The organism is Arthrobacter sp. StoSoilB5 (assembly GCF_019977235.1).
GTDB lineage: Bacteria > Actinomycetota > Actinomycetes > Actinomycetales > Micrococcaceae > Arthrobacter.
On sequence record NZ_AP024646.1, the window covers coordinates 2,460,880 to 2,476,958 of the forward strand.

11 protein-coding genes and 2 pseudogenes are annotated in these 16,079 nt (G+C 63.2%); 9 read left to right on the top strand and 4 right to left on the bottom strand.

Annotated elements, in window-relative coordinates; translation table 11 throughout:
- Nucleotides 1–54 precede the first annotated feature (54 nt).
- Genes LDN75_RS11135 through LDN75_RS11150 form a run of 4 tightly spaced genes read left to right on the top strand, consistent with a single transcriptional unit; the run spans nt 55 to nt 4,388 of the window.
- Nucleotides 55–1,437: a Xaa-Pro peptidase family protein gene (locus tag LDN75_RS11135; protein ID WP_223937322.1), complete on the top strand. Its 1,383-nt coding sequence runs from the start codon at nt 55–57 to the stop codon at nt 1,435–1,437.
- Entirely contained in the window at nt 1,434–2,303 is an 870-nt protein-coding gene (locus LDN75_RS11140; protein WP_223937323.1) for an NAD(P)-dependent oxidoreductase, read from the top strand. Before LDN75_RS11135 ends, LDN75_RS11140 begins: the two co-directional genes overlap by 4 nt.
- Before the next feature lie 40 nt (nt 2,304–2,343).
- Nucleotides 2,344–3,435 carry a maleylacetate reductase gene (locus LDN75_RS11145; protein ID WP_223937324.1) on the top strand — a complete coding sequence of 364 codons (1,092 nt, stop codon included), beginning with the start codon at nt 2,344–2,346 and terminating at the stop codon, nt 3,433–3,435.
- A 38-nt stretch (nt 3,436–3,473) separates the two neighbouring features.
- Nucleotides 3,474–4,388: a dioxygenase gene (locus LDN75_RS11150; protein WP_223937325.1), complete on the top strand. Its 915-nt coding sequence runs from the start codon at nt 3,474–3,476 to the stop codon at nt 4,386–4,388.
- A gap of 125 nt (nt 4,389–4,513) precedes the next feature.
- Here LDN75_RS11150 and LDN75_RS11155 read toward each other — a convergent pair whose 3' ends face one another.
- Both LDN75_RS11155 and LDN75_RS11160 read right to left on the bottom strand, forming a co-directional pair.
- Complete coding sequence (locus LDN75_RS11155; RefSeq protein WP_223937326.1) at nt 4,514–4,729, bottom strand: hypothetical protein; 216 nt, start codon at nt 4,727–4,729, stop codon at nt 4,514–4,516.
- Nucleotides 4,730–4,824: 95 nt separating this feature from the next.
- Nucleotides 4,825–6,066 (bottom strand): acyl-CoA dehydrogenase family protein, encoded by a 1,242-nt coding sequence (locus LDN75_RS11160; RefSeq protein WP_223937327.1) that lies wholly within the window; start codon nt 6,064–6,066, stop codon nt 4,825–4,827.
- A 222-nt stretch (nt 6,067–6,288) separates the two neighbouring features.
- On the opposite strand from LDN75_RS11160, the gene LDN75_RS11165 reads away from it, so the two are divergent.
- Nucleotides 6,289–6,591: an antibiotic biosynthesis monooxygenase gene (locus tag LDN75_RS11165; protein WP_223937328.1), complete on the top strand. Its 303-nt coding sequence runs from the start codon at nt 6,289–6,291 to the stop codon at nt 6,589–6,591.
- A gap of 1,210 nt (nt 6,592–7,801) precedes the next feature.
- On the opposite strand, the gene LDN75_RS11170 is transcribed toward LDN75_RS11165, so the two are convergent.
- Nucleotides 7,802–7,933 carry a transposase gene (locus LDN75_RS11170; RefSeq protein ID WP_263422368.1) on the bottom strand — a complete coding sequence of 44 codons (132 nt, stop codon included), beginning with the start codon at nt 7,931–7,933 and terminating at the stop codon, nt 7,802–7,804.
- A 675-nt stretch (nt 7,934–8,608) separates the two neighbouring features.
- A complete protein-coding gene (locus tag LDN75_RS11175) occupies nt 8,609–10,213 on the bottom strand; it encodes a PucR family transcriptional regulator (RefSeq protein WP_223937329.1) in 1,605 nt (534 codons plus the stop codon).
- 126 nt (nt 10,214–10,339) lie between these two features.
- Here LDN75_RS11175 and LDN75_RS11180 point away from each other — a divergent pair, with 126 nt between their 5' ends.
- The 4 genes and pseudogenes from LDN75_RS11180 to LDN75_RS11195 form a co-directional block, all read left to right on the top strand.
- Complete coding sequence (locus LDN75_RS11180; RefSeq protein WP_223937330.1) at nt 10,340–11,686, top strand: aspartate aminotransferase family protein; 1,347 nt, start codon at nt 10,340–10,342, stop codon at nt 11,684–11,686.
- A 1,033-nt stretch (nt 11,687–12,719) separates the two neighbouring features.
- Nucleotides 12,720–13,852: pseudogene (gene pdhA, locus LDN75_RS11185) on the top strand (pyruvate dehydrogenase (acetyl-transferring) E1 component subunit alpha).
- A complete protein-coding gene (locus LDN75_RS11190; protein WP_223937331.1) occupies nt 13,849–14,859 on the top strand; it encodes an alpha-ketoacid dehydrogenase subunit beta in 1,011 nt (336 codons plus the stop codon). The pseudogene pdhA and the gene LDN75_RS11190 overlap by 4 nt, the downstream one beginning before the upstream one ends.
- Nucleotides 14,856–16,009 (top strand): annotated as a pseudogene (locus LDN75_RS11195) (dihydrolipoamide acetyltransferase family protein); the annotation flags it as partial. The gene LDN75_RS11190 and the pseudogene LDN75_RS11195, both read left to right, overlap by 4 nt.
- Nucleotides 16,010–16,079: the final 70 nt, after the last annotated feature.

Below are 16,079 nucleotides of genomic sequence, written 5' to 3' on the forward strand. Positions count from 1 at the left end.
CCTGCTGCGGCCGTCCGATGGCCGCAGCACCCAACGATCTTTCAGGAGAACTCAATGAAGAGTACCGGCACCACCGGAACCAACGCCGTTGACTGGGAAGCCAGGGTGGACTTCGACCGGCTGCGCGATGAACGCCTGGGACGCCTCAAAGCAGAACTGGCCGCGTCCGAGCTCGGTGCGGTCCTCGCCTTTGACTTCTCCAACATCCGGTATATGAGCTCCACCCACATCGGGACGTGGGCGGTCGACAAGCTCATCCGCTTCTCCCTGCTCACCCGCAACACCGACCCCATTGTGTGGGACTTCGGTTCGGCAGCCAAACACCACAGGATCTACAACCCCTGGCTGGACACCACTACCGCCGAGATGGACGCAAACCCCGATGCCCCGCACGAAGGCGCCAAACGGCCCCGCCTGGAAAGTGGTGCCCGGGCCGGAATCTCGACCCTCCGCGGCGCCTTTCCGCCGGATGCGCAGATGGCCGAAAAAGTAGCCAGGAAGATCAAGCGCGAGTTGGAGAAGTTCGGCCTGGCCAACGAACCGCTTGGTGTTGACGTGATCGAGTTGCCCATCCTGTTTGCCCTGCAGCACGAGGGCATACGCGTGGTGGACGGCCAACAGGTGTTTATGGAGGCGCGGCGGGTCAAGACCCACGACGAGATCCGCCTACTCACTCAGGCCGCCTCCATGGTGGACGCCGCCTATGAGGAGCTCTACCGGTTCCTCCGACCAGGGGTTCGCGAAAACGAGGCCGTGGGACTGGTGGCAAAGACCCTCTATGACCTGGGCTCCGAGTACGTCGAAGGGGTGAACGCGATCTCAGGTGAGCGTTGCTCGCCGCACCCCCACGTGTTCTCCGACCGCCTGATCCGGCCGGGCGACCCGGCATTTTTTGACATCCTTCACAGCTACAACGGCTACCGCACCTGCTACTACCGCACATTCGCGGTGGGCTCGGCCAGTTCGGCGCAACGAGATGCCTACACCAGGGCACGTGAGTACATGGACAAGGCCATCGCCCTCGTGAAGCCAGGCGCCACCACTGCGGACGTCGTGGCCGTGTGGCCCACCGCGCAGGAGTTCGGTTTCGAGAATGAGGAGGCCGCCTTCGCGCTGCAGTACGGACATGGTGTGGGGCTCTCGATTTGGGAGAAGCCAATTTTCTCGAGGCTGACCTCCCTGGACCACCCCGAGGTGCTGCAGGAAGGCAACGTCTTCGCCCTCGAAACCTACTGGCCTTCCGCAGACGGGTGGGGCGCTGCCCGCATCGAGGAGGAAGTGGTGGTCACGGCCACGGGCTGCGAAGTCATCACAAAGTTCCCGGCGGAGGAACTGCTGGTGGCCGGAAAGCGGTACTACACCATTGGTGGCCCGCTCAACCTGGAGCGCGACTCGCAGTCGCACCTCAACACCACCTGGGGCCGGGGCGAGGCGTGACCACTCTGGGTTTCCTTGGCCTGGGGTCCATGGGATCCGGCATTGCCCGACGCCTTCTCGACGCCGGGCACGACGTGATCGTATGGAATCGCTCTCCCGGTGCGGCTGACCAATTGGTGGCCGCGGGCGCCCGACGGGCTCAACAGCCCGCCGGGGCCCTCGCGGCCGGGGTGTCATTCTCTATGCTCGCCAATGACAAGGCTGTACTGTCCATCCTTGATGAGTCAGCCATCCGCTCACTGGCAGGCCGCACGCACGTGGTCATGGCCTCGATCAGTCCTTCGTTGGCAGACCGACTCGCCGCTGCCTTCGACTCGGCGGGGGCTACCTACGTGGCCGCACCGGTCCTCGGCCGTCCCGATGTGGCAGCGGCCGGCCAGCTGAACATCCTGGCGGCCGGGCGGCCCACTGCGTTGGACCAGGTGCGGCCCTATTTTGACGTCATGGGTAAGCGGACATGGCAGATCAGCGACAGGCCTTCGGTGGCAAATGCCGTCAAAGCTTCGGTAAATTACAACATCATCCATGCCCTGCAGGCCATGGGCGAGACGGTGGCCATGGTTGAGCGCCAAGGCGTGGATCCGGGGCTCTTCACTGAGTTGCTGTCCAGCACACTATTTGGCGGTGTCGTCTATACCGGCTATGGGGACCTAATCGCCCGGGGCGACTACACACCACCGGGGTTTCAGATGGCCCTGGGGCGGAAGGACCTGGGGCTTGCCGAGGAAGTGGCTGCTGCCAGTGGTGTGGCGCCCGCGACACTGCCAGCGCTCAAAGCCGTCTTCGACCGCGCCCTCGCGGACCCTATTCTGAAGGAATCCGACTGGAGTGCCATAGCCGAAGTTTCGCGCCAAAACCTGCTGTAACACCGGAATCATCGATATCCTTACTGAAGGAACCGCCGTAATGAGCCTCGCTTTTGACCATGAAATCCTCGCCCAACGGGTACTTTTCGGAACAGGCACTGCCGCCGCCCGGCTTACCAGCGAGGTTGCCCGGCTGGGCGCGTCCCGGGTCATGGTGATCGCTTCGAAAGCCGAATCCGAACTGGCCACATCCACCGCCGCTGGAATCGACGTCGTTCTTTGGCACCACGATGTGGTGATGCACGTTCCGGCCGCGACGGCGGAGAAGGCTCGGGCCGCGGCCCTTGAGTACGCGATCGACCTGGTTGTCTGCATCGGCGGCGGCTCGACGACTGGACTCGCCAAGGCGGTGGCCCTCACCACGGGATTGCCCATCATCGCTGTGCCCACCACCTACGCCGGGTCAGAGGCGACCAATGTATGGGGACTGACGGAGGAGTCCAGGAAAACAACGGGGGTAGACCCGAAAGTCCTGCCCGTTGCCGTGATCTACGATGCAGCCCTGACCCTGTCCCTGCCGGGGGCAATGTCCATAGCCTCCGGACTCAACGGCTTGGCGCACTGCATCGACTCCTTATGGGCTCCGCGGGCCGACCCCATCAACGCTGCCCTGGCAGCTGAAGGCATCCGCGCCCTCGGGCGGGGGCTGCCGCGCATTGCCCAGGATTCCCATGACCTGGAAGGACGCGAGCAGGCACTGTACGGGGCGTACCTCTCCGCCGCCGCGTTCGCCTCCGCAGGATCCGGATTGCACCACAAGATCTGCCACGTCCTGGGCGGGACCTTCGACCTCCCGCACGCCCAGACGCATGCAACGGTCCTGCCCTACGTGCTGGCCTTCAACGCCCCGCAGGCACCCGGCGCAGCAGCAAGAATCGCTGCTGCGTTTGGCGTGTCCGGGACCGGCGCGGAGGATGCCTTGGCCGGGCTGCAGCACCTCCGCTCCCGCCTGGACGCCCCCAACTCCCTTGCTGAGTATGGCTTCAGGGCTGACGGGATCGCAGACGCAGTGCAGATCATCCTTCCGACTGTCCCGGCGTCCAATCCCCGTCCCGTCACGGCGGAAAACCTTAGCGCCCTCCTTGAAGCTGCGCTGACCGGAGAACGCCCCGAAGCACTCCTCACGGCGTGACGGACCAGCACCCCACTTTCCAAACTTCAGGAGGAACAATGTCTGAACCCACCGTCCAGCACCACAGCATCAGCCCCGAGCAGGAGGCGGTGGAACAGGAACTTGTGGATACGGTCGTCGCGTCCTTTGAGAACACCGAGGATTCCCGGCTGCGGATGCTCATGCAGTCCCTGACCAGGCACCTTCATGACTTTGTCCGTGAGGTTAGGCTGACCGAGGACGAGTGGACCGCTGCGATCGGCTTCCTTACGGCCGCCGGCCATATCACCGATGACCGACGACAGGAATTCATCCTGCTCTCCGACGTCATGGGCCTGTCCATGCAGACGATTGCCATCAACAACCAGACCTACAGGAACGCCACCGAGGCCACGGTGTTCGGACCGTTCTTCACGCAGGATTCTCCGGAAATTCCGTGGGGAGGGGACATTGCCTGCGGCGCCCATGGCCAACCGTGCTGGGTTGAGGGCACGGTCAGGGATGTTTACGGCAGTCCCGTCCCGCGGGCACGGGTGGAGGTATGGGAGGCAGATGAAGACGGCCTCTATGACGTCCAGTACGCCGACGGACGCACTGCGGGCCGGGCTCATCTCCATACCGATGCCCAAGGAGTGTACGGTTTTTGGGGTCTGACGCCCACACCGTATCCGATCCCTCACGATGGACCGGTGGGTGGATTGCTGGCGGCCACCAACCGCTCGCCCTTCCGTGCTTCGCACCTGCACTTCATGGTCACCGCACCGAACCTGCGCACGCTTGTTACCCATATATTCGTCCGGGGGGACCCGCAGATTGAAACCGGCGACTCCGTCTTTGGCGTCAAGGAATCCCTGATCATGGAATTTGTTGAACAACCTGCCGACGCACCCACACCTGACGGGCGCCATCTCCAAGGCCAGACCTGGAGCAGGACGCGATTCGACATCACACTCGCGCCGGCGGCTGTCGGATGACGTACGTGGGCGGTGGATGAGGGTCACAGATAACGCCGAGCGGCCGCCTTCATCGAAGGAAGGCGGCCGCTCGGTCTTATCAAGCTGAGGCTCCGTGCTTTTTTTGGGTACTGCAGCACCCGGAATCAGGCCCGCTGGCAGGGATCCAACGGCTCGTGCCGGTGGTGGGGCCCGAACTCGTGCCGGTAGTGCAGCCCAATCCAGGGCGAGGCAATGAGCTCGTCGATGTCTGCTCCCTGCAAGGGCGGCGCCGGCGTTTCGAGTGCGTGGTGCGCCTCCGCCACGCTGGATCGGATTGCTGTGGGAAGGGTGTTGCCTGGCTGTATGCGGTGCTTGAGCATGTCCTTCTCTTTCTTCTAGGTAGCGGAGGCAGCTGCCCGCCGCCAGCGCGTGCCAGGCATAGCGGCGGGAGGCACCTGGTACGGCATGGGGTTCTTTACTGCGGTGGGAGGTTGAAGTGGGCCTGGGCGAGCATCTGGCCGATGTGGGGGCGGTGTTCGGCTGTCTGGGCGCGGGACATCTGGGTGGCCAGGAAGTAGTCCTGCAGGGGAACTCCCTTCTGGGAAACGGAGGATCCTACGGAGCGGAAGAGGAGTTCCGTAGCTTCGTGAGCCAGCCGTGAGGCGGCGTACAGCATGTTGCCCAGGGCCAACCAGTCTTCAGTGGCGGCGGGTTTGCCATTCGCACCTTGTTCTCCGAGGTGGGCGTAGTCGCGTGCCGCGGTGAGGACCACTGCCTGTGCGGCGTCGATGATGCCGCGGGCTTCACCGTAGATGACCTGGGTTTCGGGGTGCTTATAGCGTTCGATCTGCGGGGGGTAAAGCCGCTTTTTGGTAAGGATGGTTTCCTCGAACGCGTCCAGCGCGGCACGGGCCGCGCCCACCTGCACGCAGGCCAGGGAGGCGGCATACAGGGGCTGGATGTTGCCCACGTAGAGGGGGTTCTCGGTGGAAGCGGTTCCGTGGGTTCCCTGGGGGTAGTTGGCTGTGCTCCAGTCGAACGGGGAAGTTCTGGCAGCGGGGACGAATACCTCGGTCAATTCAACAGTGTTGGATCCGCTGGCGCCCAGGGCCATCGTCATGTGGGCCCCCCAGTCGTCGCGGACAATGTAGTCCTCCCGGGGCAGCAGGGCCACGATCATGGCCATTTCACCGCTCTCAGTGGTGGTCACTGCGGTGACCATGGCGTGCGTCGAATGGGCCACTCCCGAGGAGTACGGCCATACGCCTGTCAGCAGGTAGCCGCCTTCCACGGGGGTGGCCATGCCGCGGGGGCTGGCCGAGTGGGGGGCGATGAAAAGTCCATCCGAACCAAAGGCCTCCCGGACCACCTCTTCAGGGTAGTGGGCGACCAATGGAATAGTGTGTCCCGTACCCAGGGTCAGGCACCAACCAATGCCGGGGTCTCCGCGGGAGATCTCCATCATCACCCGGTAGTAAGTTTCCAGGCTGAATTCGTAGCCCCCGTACTGGCGGGGCTGAACCAGACGGTAAAAGCCGGCCCGGTCAAACGCCTCGTGGAGCTCGACGGAATACGCCCCCTCCTCGGCGGCTTTCAGCCGGTTTTCCCGCAGGACCGGTCGCATGGCCGCGGCACGGGCAATAACCTGGTCCGCTGTCAGATCCGGCTCCGGCACACGTAAACCGGCGAAGACAGCGGCTCCTTGATTCGACGTCATCGTCATTCCCTTCCATTCGGTTCCACCTCGTCCAGCCTCATGCCAGGCGAAGGAAAGTGTGACCCAGTCAACACCGCTCCAGCACCTCGCCGCTTGCCCCCATCAGCCAAAACCAGCGCCAACCTTTGTCCTCCACAGGCAAGCGGCGGCGCTGCCCAACACGGCATCCTTAATAAGGCAGCTGCGGCGAATCCAGGCTCAACCAAACCAAAGGAAAAAGGCATGTCCACGATCGTCCATTTTGAGATTCACATCGATCCCGCCAAACTCGGCGAAGCCCCACGAGTGCTGCGTGAAACCTTGGCGGCAACCCGCGCCTGGCCAGGCAATGAGGGACTGGAAGTTTTGACGGACAACGCCGATCCCTGCCACATCGTGGTGGTCGAGAAATGGTCCAGCACGCAGGCGCATGACAGCTACTCCGAATGGCGCACTACACCGGCTGGCAAAAATGACCTGGGTACCATCCTGGCCGCCCCGCCAGCCTTGCAGCGCTACTCCAACGCCACTCCCCTGGGCATCTAGGAGCCAACGATGAAAAGCGAAACCGCGCGGTGGCCCGGTGACAACCGGTCCAATGTGGCACCCTCCCATAAATTCGCTCGGTGCTGTCATGAGAAAAATTGAGAAGCAAAAGCTTCGAAACTGCGACTACTACAGTTTCATGTCGCTGGCGGACTTCATGGCATGGGTAGATGCGGACGAATTCGGCGAACCACGAGTGACCCACGTGTGAACGATGCTGATTCGCTCAAGAATCCTCTGCCGAATGCCAGTTCGCCCCGACCGGGGTTATGTCGCCTCCTTGATGAGACAGCTCCGACGACTTCGTAGCCAAAGAAACGATGACAAGTTCTGCCGGTACAGCCGTCAGGTGGTGTAGGCGCTACTGCGATGGAGCCGGGGCGATATGCGCGAACCACTTCGATTCACATGCGGATATCCAGCAGCCGATCATTCCGGGCGAAGACTCCCCTTAATCTGCCGGCAGGCCCAGCCGCCGGCAGTGCCACTCTCTAACACGCAGTATTCCTTCGGTTGGGTGGAGGTGAATTCAGGTGAAGAACATCAAACTCGTTCACGAGCGGCGCAGAAAGTGGGAACAGACCCACCCTAAGCCGGAACCCAAGAAGGCCTGATGTCCAAAGTGCATTAAGCGCGGGGTTTCCGACCGTGATCCCTACGGCAGGACCCACTGCCCGCTCAGTCCCCATGTCGAGGGTCGAAAACCTGTGCCATTTCTCGATGGCGAACCCTCGCCGGTCCTAGGCAGGTCCTCGATGCGGCTCTTCAGCCAAGAATCTCGTGTGGTGTTCGGCGAAGTTCTACCGCCAGCGGACGCACGGTCATATACGGCCGCTACTTCCGCGAAGGGATCATCCGTGCTGGAAAGGAAGGGGAACGACGTCGACACCGACCTCCCCGCGTCGGCGTATGCCCCATTTCGGGCATGGTCGGGCCTTGATGCCAGAGACGCATCAGGCCGGCGCGGATGCCACCGAACTCTCGATCAGTGGATTTTTCGCGAGACCACCCTGGCCGTGGCCTGCACCGAGGGCGCAAGTACGTTCGGCGGTGTCGCGTACGGATACTGTCCGTCGATAGGCGAAGTCCGTTGCCTCCTTGGACGACAACCGCTCGATCAGGACGGCCTCGGGCAGGTCCTGGGCCCGCCACAGACTACGATCAGGCAGTCCTGGATGCCGCGGTTCTGGATCTCGGACAGGACCCGCAGTCAGTACTTTGCCCCTTCCCCGTCGCTGTGCTCGCCTGCCCACAGCCCGAGGATGTCGCTGGTGCCCTCGGAGGTTACCGCCAGCGCGAGGTAGATCGGCCGTTCCGAAACCTGCCCCCCGCGGATCTTCACGTTCACCGCGTCGATGAGGACCACAGGGTATAGCTGATTATCGATGCTGGCAGAGTGGACTTAGTAGACAAGCCGATCAGCCGCCGATACCTGACTCAGGATGACCGGATCGAAATCGCAGACCGCCTCGCCGCCGGTGAGCCAGTAAAAGCGATCGTCTCTCGGATCGGGAAAGCTATCAGAGCGTCTACCGGGAGATCTCGCAACCGCTTGGCCAAGTGGCCGCTACTAACCCCGGTACGCCCACGGCCAAGCCCATCAACGTTGGCTCAGGGCCAGAGAACGCCGCCCCGCTCTGGATCAGCTGCTCCGGGAGGTTGTAGCCGGAAAGCTTGATAAACATTGGTCACCCGCCCAAATCAGCCGCTGGCTCAAACGCAGCTCCTGGCATGTCTGGACCAGACCATCTACGAAGCCGTCAACCGTGGTCTTATCACCGCGCAGGACAGCTTCACACTTCGCACGGGCGGAACGTGCCGCCATAAACGTGTTCGCGGCAGGACCCGGGAGGGGGCGTTGAAGCAGCCCACCAACCTGAAGCCGATTAGCCCACGCCCCGCAGTCGTCGAGACTCTCAACCGCTTAGGGCCGTATTTCAACAAACCAGCGAGCCGCCGTATGCGAGGCCCGCACGTACGGGGGGTGTGAGTAGGAGGGCCGGGAAACCCGGCCCTCCTACTCAGTTTTACGCCTTTCCAGGAACTGCACTGCGGCGAACACTTCGAGGCGGTCGCGCATGCCGTCCAGGTTCAGGCCAAGGATCCCGCCGGCGGCGTCTATCCTGTTGCGCAGGGTATGCCGGTGGACGCCCAGCAGTCTGGCTGTCTTGTCCCAGACGCAGTTGTTGGCAAACCATTCGCGGACGGTCTCCAGCAGTTCAGTCTGCTCGGCGGCGTCGTGGGCAATCAATGGCTGGAGCAGCCCGCGGGCCACCGGCCCTGCCTTCTCTTCGCGCAGCAATCCCAGCATCCCGCCGTCGGACAGTTCTGGAAATGTGACGACGGTGCGGCCCAACTCCGCGGCACGGAACACCGCCCGCGTGGCTTCCTCGAGGGCATCCGCCAGGCCACTCATGGCGGTTTCGGCTGAGACACCGCACACTGCACTGTGGCGTTCAAGCAGTGCCAGGACCTTGTCGTGGTGGGCCCGTGCCGCGAGGACTATCAGCAGGTCACCGCGCACAGCGTAGAACACCGCGCCGCGGTAATCGTCGGACAGGAGTTCCAGGGCCTCGAGCAGGTTCGGCGCAGGACTCTCCTGGCGTGAGGCCGTAACCAGCAGCGGCTCCCGCGGCAGCTGGCCCCACACTTGCCGCGCGGTCCGGAGCGCCAGGTCGGTGCTGCCCGCCAGCAGCTGTTCAAAGACGCCGGCGCGGAGGTGCCTGCGGGCAGTATCCAGGGTGCGAGCCTGTTCCAGGGCCAGACTGGCCAGGCCGATGACGCTGTTGACGATGTCCGCCCTCGCGGGATCCAGGGGTTCGATGGCGCCCAAAACCAGTGCTCCCCGAAGACTGCCCTTACGGCCGAGTGTCTGCAATGTCACTGACTGGCCCTCGATGTCCAGGTGCGAGGCCGAACGCGTGCCAAGGTCCAGTGCGTCCCGTACACGCTGGCTCACGCGGGCAGCGATGTTTGCGGGAACGGGACGGTTCCGCGGCATCCGGACATAGTTTCCTGCCGCGTCGTACAGGGCCACCCAACTGTGAAGTTGCCGTTCGAGTTCCCCCAGGATGGAAGTCAGGCCGTCCGGCCGGAGGGCTGCGCGGGAAATGGCACGTTGCGCCTGCAGCGACCACTCCGCCCGGGCGTGCTCCTCCCTTGCGAGGTAGTCCGCCACCATGCGGATAATTGCGATGAACGGTGTCCGGTCCGGTACCTCCACCAGGGGCAGGCCCTGATTCCGGCACGCCTCCTCAAGTCCCGGCGGCAACGTCCCGTGGATGACCTGAGTCGCGAAGCCGAGGCCCACGATTCCATGGTCCACCAGCCGTCGCACATACTCTTCATACCCTTGGCCGTTCGGCACTTTCCACGGCGGGCGCCCGGATGCCTGTTCCGCCGTCGTCGTTCCTGCCCCATCACCACCCACGCCGGCAACGGGGAACTGCGTGCCATCGGTGAGCAGCAGCTGGCCCGGGTCCAGAAACGGGGTGGGGTCCTCAAGGTCAGAGCTGTGCACCCAATTGATCGGTTCTTCGAGCTGGGAGGCGCCAAGGTCGGGCACAACGAGTCGAAGCTTCAGCGACCGGCTGCGGAGGAGGATGTTCAGGCTGGGTGGCATCGGGGACCCCAAGATGTGAAAACGTCGAACAGGACTGAATTGATTGTACAAACGTCTACGGTGCTTCGACCCCTTTAGGTCGGATGATGAAGGAACTTCCCCATCCATCCACCGAGAGGAACCGTCATGGCCGCCGGCCCGGCAACCCTGGACACAGCAATCGATAACGCAGGCCCCAGCAACGCCGACGTCGTTGCCCTCGACCGGGCGAACGTCTTCCATTCCTGGTCTGCGCAAAAGTCCCTCAACCCCCTGGCGATCGCCGGCGGCTCCGGAAGCACCGTGTGGGACCACGACGGCAACACCTTCCTGGACTTCTCCAGCCAGTTGGTCAACACCAACATCGGCCACCAGCACCCCAAAGTGATCGCCGCCATCGCCCAGCAGGCAACAAGCCTGGCAACCGTGGCCCCGGCACACGCCAACCACGTCCGGGCGACGGCAGCGACCAAGATCCTTTCCCACGCCCCCGCCACCATGGACAAGGTGTTCTTCACCAACGGCGGCGCAGACGCGAACGAGAACGCCATTCGCATGGCCCGCCTGCACACCGGCCGCGACAAAGTCATCTCCCGCTACCGCTCCTACCACGGCAATACCGGCGCCGCGATTGCGGCAACGGGGGACTGGCGCCGCATCCCCAACGAATACTCCCGCGGCCACATCCACGTCTTCGGCCCCTACCTCTACCGCTCGGAATTCTGGGCAGAAGCCCCAGAGCAGGAAACCGAACGGGCACTGCACCACCTGCGCCGGGTGATCCAGGCCGAAGGACCCCAGTCGGTCGCAGCTGTCCTCCTCGAAACCGTCCCCGGTACCGCCGGCATCCTTGTCCCCACGCCCGGGTACCTCCAAGGGGTGCGGACCCTGTGCGACGAATACGGCATCATGATGATCCTCGACGAGGTCATGGCCGGCTTCGGCCGCACCGGCGACTGGTTCGCCTTTGACGCCTTTGACGTGACACCGGACCTGATCACCTTCGCCAAAGGCGTCAACTCCGGCTACATCCCGGTGGGCGGCGTCATCATCTCCGGCGATATTGCAGCCACTTTCGACGAATGCGTCTTCCCGGGCGGCTTGACCTATTCAGGCCACCCGATCGCCGCGGCGTCCATCGTCGCCTCCATCGAAGCCTTCGAAGAAGAAGACATTGTTGGCAACGCCGCACGCATTGGCCGCGACCACCTGGAGCCGGGCCTCCAGACACTTGCTGAAAAGCACGATGTCATTGGCGACGTCCGCGGCCGCGGGGTTTTCTGGGCACTCGAACTCGTGCAGGACCGCAGCACCCGCACGCCGGTCACCGCCGATTACATGGGCCGCCTTAAGGCCGAACTGTTTGGCCGCGGACTGCTGCCATTCATCGCTGAAAACCGCATCCACGTGGTCCCGCCCGCCGTCGTCACGGCCGAAGAAGTGGCCCAGGCACTTGCCATCTACGACCAAGCCCTTTCCGCCGTCAGCATCTAGGCTGGCCTGCTTCCAGTTGACGTTGAATCGCCGCTCGGCTGAGGCCCGGCGGCGATTTACTGGTCAGTGGCACAGTCGCTTTTCGGGCCTTAGCTGTACAGAGTCAGGAGATTGGTTACGTCGTAAATATGTGAAGACCTCTTAGGTTGGCGGTTACCACACACAGCCAACGACTACGGGGTCTTCATGTACCACCGTAATGCCCGACTGGAGGGGTTCTGCTGGCCGTCGCCTGCCCGGTGCTTCGCAGGATGCGTGAACCGTGCTAGGTGTACTGCGCCACTAGGTTGGTGGCATCCGGGTGATGGGTGTGGTTCCGATGCCGGTGTGAACTCGTTCAGTGTTGTAGTGCTGGATCGTTACCCTGCAACGCGGTGGAGTAATCGCGGAATTTCGGGGGCGTTGTTGCAGATCTCGATGCCTCTTGACGTCGCGGCCTTCAGTCATTGGGCGTCGGCATATGGAGAAGCGCCGGGTACAAGCGTGCGAGGCGGGCCCTGATACCGGACACAAACAGGCAGGCAGCGAGAGCGCTTCTTACGGGCTCCGGCCGCTGGATCAGATTCTTCCTGCGCTCGTATGAGTTCTGGCGGTCGTGCTCTGTAGGTAGGTCCTGTAGACCAGGAATGACCTCCCCTCAATTGAGCCGGGCCCGTTGTCGGAGGAAGACTCAAGCGTGGAAGTCGGCCTGTTGACAATGTCAACACTCTAGGCCTCTGACTGGGTCGAGTGACATAGCTCGAGGCGTCCTCTTCAAGTCATTTCCGCTCTCCGGCACCCTCACTCCCCGCCGAGAGTGGCGCAAGGGCTGATCATCGGAACCGGGTAACACGTACATGGTGCTTAGCGGCGCCCGACCCAGGATGTCGTTTTTGGGCACAGTGTCCACCTCGGCGTCGGGGTGTTGTAGGCGTTCAATTGCGTGAGTACGGTCACAGTTGCCGGGTCAACAGCCCGTGCAGCAGGACCATCGAAGATTCGGGTCCTCATAGTTCGAGGAAAAATGGGTGCGTGAACTTTGCGTTTAGATGAGTTGAACCTTTCCGCAAGTCGACAGGATTCGGAGTTGAGAGGAGACGGCCAACTCATTCAGCTGCTTAGCCCTGCAGGCGACCGGGTGGGACACCCGGACTTCGACTTGTGGGTTCAGGACGTCTCTGACGTGCAGCTTGCTTCGCTGTACGAAGACATGAGTGTCATTCGCCGGATCGATACCGAAGCCACCTATCTCCAGCGCCAAGGGGAACTTGCTCTCTGGCCGCCGCTTCTTGGCCAAGAGGCCGCCCAGATTGGATCGGCTCGGGCCCTACGAAGGGACGATTTCGTCTTTTCCAGCTACCGGGAGAGTGGCGTCGCCTATTGCAGAGGAGTGGATTACGGAGACATCCTCCAAGTGTGGCGTGGCAACTCCCACTCGGGGTGGGATCCCTTTGAGTTGAGTATGGCTACACCCCAGGTCATTATCGGCGCACAAACACTCCACGCAACCGGCTACGCCATGGGCATCAAGAACGACGGCGCGGATTCTGTCGCCATCGCATATTTCGGCGATGGCGCGACAAGCCAAGGTGATGTGAACGAGGCAATGGTGTTCGCTGCTAGTTTCAGGTCCCCATTATCTTCTTCTGCCAGAACAACCAATGGGCGATCTCAGAACCTGTAGGGCTTCAGTCGCAAATTCCAATCGCATCCCGGGCGACGGGCTTCGGCATCCCATCTCTACAGGTGGACGGAAACGACGTCCTGGCGGTCAGGGCAGCTACTCGGTTTGCCTTGCACAGGGCCCGGACCGGCGGAGGGCCGACATTTATCGAGGCTGTCACGTATCGAATGGGCCCGCACACCACGGCCGATGATCCCACCCGGTACCGTGACGCCAATGAGCTGGAGATTTGGGCGGCCAAGGACCCAATTTTCCGGCTGGCAGCTCTTTTGGAAAGTGCGGGAGTGCTCACTCCGGAACTTGAGGCTTCCGTCGCGGCTAAGGCAGACGCTGTTGCCGAGGAGATGCGTGAGGCCTGTATCAACATGCCACCCCCATCACCGATGGACAGGTTCGCCCACGTATACAGCGCACCAAACTCTTCATTGGAAACGCAGAAGGAACACTACGCCCGTTACCTCGAGACCTTCGAGGCTGACCGCGGTAAAGGGACGAACACATGAGCACCATGACCTTCAGCAGAGCCATCAACGCCGGCTTGCGCAAATCCCTCGAGAACGACCCCAAGGTCATCCTGATGGGGGAGGACATCGGCGCCCTCGGCGGCGTCTTCCGGGTCACGGACGGCCTGCAGAAGGACTTCGGCAATCACCGCGTCGTGGACACGCCACTGGCCGAATCCGCCATCATGGGCACCGCAGTCGGACTGGCGTACCGCGGCTACCGCCCGGTGGTGGAGATCCAGTTCGACGGCTTTATCTACCCGGCCTTCGACCAGATCGTGAGCCAGGTGGCCAAGCTGCATTACCGGACCCAGGGCGCCGTGAAGATGCCCATCACCGTCCGGGTACCCTTCGGCGGCGGCAGCGGCTCACCGGAACACCACTCGAAATCACCCGAGGCCTACTTCACCCACACCTCCGGGCTACGCGTGGTGACCGTGTCCAACCCGCAGGACGCCCACACCGTCATCCAGCAGGCCATCGCCAGCGACGATCCCGTCCTGTACTTAGAACCCAAACGCCGCTACCACGACAAAGGCGAAGTGGACGAGGCTGTTGACCTGTCCACCGCCCTGCCCATGGACCAGGCACGCGTCGTCACTGAGGGGACCGACGTGACACTCGTGGCCTACGGCCCCCTGGTCAAGACAGCCCGCGACGCCGCCACCGCCGCGTCGGACGAGGGAGTGTCCATCGAGGTCGTCGACCTGCGCTCGCTGGCGCCCGCTGACTACGCCACCGTGAAAGCCTCCGTGCGGAAAACCGGCCGGCTGGTCATCACCCACGAGGCCGGGCAGTCCGGCGGGCTCGGCGCAGAAGTGGCCGCCAGCATCACCGAGCGGTGCTTCTACCACCTTGAAGCCGCTCCCGTCAGGATCACCGGGTTCGATATTCCGTACCCGTACTCCAAACTCGAAATGCACCATCTGCCCGGCCTGGACAGAATCCTCGACGGCGTCGACCGTGCCCTGGGTCGGCCGAACTCCCTGAGTGGGCTGGAAGGATGAGCGCAACCATGATCAAGGAATTCAGGCTCCCGGACCTCGGCGAAGGACTGACCGAGTCCGAAATCCTCAGCTGGAAAGTCGGGGTGGGGGACACCGTCAGCCTCAACCAGGTCATTGCCGAGGTGGAAACGGCCAAAGCCGTGGTGGAACTGCCGTCACCGTTCGCCGGCGTCATCAGGGAGCTCCACGAGCAGCCCGGCACGGTTGTGGAGGTCGGCAAGCCGATCGTCTCCTTCGAAGTATCGGACGACGACGGCCCCGGCTCCAACGGCGCCGGCGAGGCAACGGCCAAGCGCGAGCCGAACCTCGTCGGGTACGGCGCCGTCCTGGAAGGCTCTGGCCGGCCCGCCCGCCGCGCCCGCAGTTTCGCCGACCCGCGTCCCGGACCGGTTCGCCCAGTGATGGTCGTAGCAACTCCCGTCGATCGTCCGCGGTCCACGCCGCCGGTTCGCAAACTGGCCAAGGATCTCGGTGTCAGCCTCAAAGCAGTCACCGGCACGGGAGAGCACGGGCTCATCACCCGTGACGATGTCCGGAACTTCGTCGGTGGCGGGGACCTGCCCGCAGCTGTACAGGAACTGGCCGGCGCGCCAGCGCAGGCCAGCGTGCGGGAGCAAGGCGAGCGGGAGACCCGCACGCCCATAAAGGGCGTGCGGAGGTTCACGGCCGCCGCCATGGTGGCCAGCGCCTTCACCGCACCCCACGTCACGGAGTTCCTGACCGTCGACGTCATGCCCACGACGGAGCTGCTGGCTCGGCTCAAGGCCAGCCGCGCGTTGGCCGGCTACAAGCTCACGCCGCTTACTATGGTGTCCAAGGCCGTGCTGATCACGCTGGGAAGCACCCGACGCTCAACGCCAGCTGGGACGAGGCCAACAAGGAGATCGTCCAGTTCAACTACGTGAACCTGGGCATCGCGGCCGCGACCCCGCGGGGACTGACGGTTCCGAACATCAAGGACGCGGACCGGATGTCCCTCATGGAAATCTCCTCCGCCCTGACGGAACTGACGGACACGGCGCGGGCCGGGAAGACAAGCCCGGAGTCCCTCTCCAGCGGCACGATTTCCATCACGAACATCGGCGTCTTCGGCATCGACGCAGGCACGCCTATCCTGAACCCGGGCGAGGCCGCCATCCTGGCCCTCGGCTGTGACTTTTGCCGGTAAATGGCGGCATTCTTACAGCGCTATTTGGCGCATGGTGCAGCCCGGAAGAGGA

Excerpts from the sequence above, each read along its gene's own strand:
- LDN75_RS11180 (WP_223937330.1), top strand. The coding sequence starts at position 10,340 with ATGGCCGCCGGCCCGGCAACCCTGGACACAGCAATCGATAACGCAGGC.
- LDN75_RS11175 (WP_223937329.1), bottom strand. The coding sequence starts at position 10,213 with ATGCCACCCAGCCTGAACATCCTCCTCCGCAGCCGGTCGCTGAAGCTT.
- LDN75_RS11145 (WP_223937324.1), top strand. The coding sequence starts at position 2,344 with ATGAGCCTCGCTTTTGACCATGAAATCCTCGCCCAACGGGTACTTTTC.
- LDN75_RS11160 (WP_223937327.1), bottom strand. The coding sequence starts at position 6,066 with ATGACGTCGAATCAAGGAGCCGCTGTCTTCGCCGGTTTACGTGTGCCG.
- LDN75_RS11150 (WP_223937325.1), top strand. The coding sequence starts at position 3,474 with ATGTCTGAACCCACCGTCCAGCACCACAGCATCAGCCCCGAGCAGGAG.
- LDN75_RS11190 (WP_223937331.1), top strand. The coding sequence starts at position 13,849 with ATGAGCACCATGACCTTCAGCAGAGCCATCAACGCCGGCTTGCGCAAA.
- LDN75_RS11165 (WP_223937328.1), top strand. The coding sequence starts at position 6,289 with ATGTCCACGATCGTCCATTTTGAGATTCACATCGATCCCGCCAAACTC.
- LDN75_RS11135 (WP_223937322.1), top strand. The coding sequence starts at position 55 with ATGAAGAGTACCGGCACCACCGGAACCAACGCCGTTGACTGGGAAGCC.
- LDN75_RS11155 (WP_223937326.1), bottom strand. The coding sequence starts at position 4,729 with ATGCTCAAGCACCGCATACAGCCAGGCAACACCCTTCCCACAGCAATC.